This window comes from Weissella oryzae SG25 (assembly GCF_000691805.2).
GTDB lineage: Bacteria > Bacillota > Bacilli > Lactobacillales > Lactobacillaceae > Weissella > Weissella oryzae.
Genome location: NZ_DF820524.1, coordinates 1 through 1264 on the forward strand (window position 1 = coordinate 1; position 1264 = coordinate 1264).

The following is a 1264-nucleotide window of genomic DNA, read 5'->3' on the forward strand; positions in this document are numbered from 1 at the left end:
GCAGATATTGCTAAAGCAATAACTACTTATCCTGGTCAGTGGGCTAACAATGGTAAAAATATTGCGAATGCTCCTTTCGCAAGTGGAAACTACACTTATGAAGTTATACCAGATGATGCAACCTTGAACGGGGTAATTATTGCACATTCATTTGACGGAATTACTAAAATTGCACTTGTAAACGATGGAAAGTTGCAAACATGGAAAATTGGGGCAGCAATTGATAACTTAGGTAAGCTGAATGGTTTAGCTGACCCTATGACTAATATATTGACGGCTAGCAGTGATTTAAATAATGTAACCACAGCAGGGGAATATAATACTGAATCGGATGCTGATGCAGCTAAACAATTAAATACACCTCTAGGAGCAACTCAAAAAGCCTATGCATTAGAGGTTAAGAATTTCGGAACTAGTGGGAAAATTCAAATAGTACGTTCTATGGGGACAGCAAGCGTTGCTGAATATATTCGTTATAAAGGTGTTGATGGCAAATGGCAGCCATGGAGCTTGCACGGAAATACAGTGGCAACTGGAACGGTCGCAATGTGGCATGGCATGACAGCTATTTGGTCTAAACAAGGGAATATGGTCCATATTTGGGCATGGCTCACACAAAGCATTGGTTCTGGTGAGATAAGCACGGAAACCCTCCCTATTTTTTTACGTCCAGTGCACGAGACCTTTTCACTAGGTTTTCACGGGCGCACTGTAGATGGTGAAATGAGTTTAACAACAACAGGTAAGATGTCCTCTGAGAGTGGTTCTAATGTCAATATGAACTACGAGTGGCACTATACAGCACAGAACGCAGAGTTTAAGTAGGAGATAGGTAAATTTATGTAATGGATAAAATTTTAGAATGGCTTATGGGTTTAGATATAACAACAGCATTAACAACCTTAGGAGGGTTAGCTACAGCGATAGGGACTATTATTGTTTCACATAATTCAGTGAAGAAGAGCAATTTTGAACACAACGACAAGATTATGATTGAACTTGAAAATGTACAAAATTCTCTTCAAGTTGTTACCTTAGAAACAGTACGAACTGAATTGAATCAAGCAATTGACCATAATTATGGTGATGAGATTATTAGTCATCTTTATTCAAGATATAAGATGCTAGGCGGTAATAGTTATATGACACAGAAGGTTAAAGACTATTTCGAAAATAGAGTAGAGGAGTGGGAAAAATGAGTATTATTGATTTGTATAATAGTGCGACTACAACAAGCTATATTGGTATTACGTTTATTACCTTT

2 protein-coding genes are annotated in these 1264 nt (G+C 37.7%); both read left to right on the forward strand.

What is annotated here, in order from left to right:
* The coding region (locus TT13_RS11465) for a pyocin knob domain-containing protein (protein WP_045477374.1) at positions 1–825 on the forward strand (825 nt) is incomplete at its 5' end.
* Positions 826–845: 20 nt separating this feature from the next.
* Positions 846–1199 (forward strand): hypothetical protein, encoded by a 354-nt coding sequence (locus tag TT13_RS10830; protein ID WP_045477376.1) that lies wholly within the window; start codon positions 846–848, stop codon positions 1197–1199.
* Positions 1200–1264: the final 65 nt, after the last annotated feature.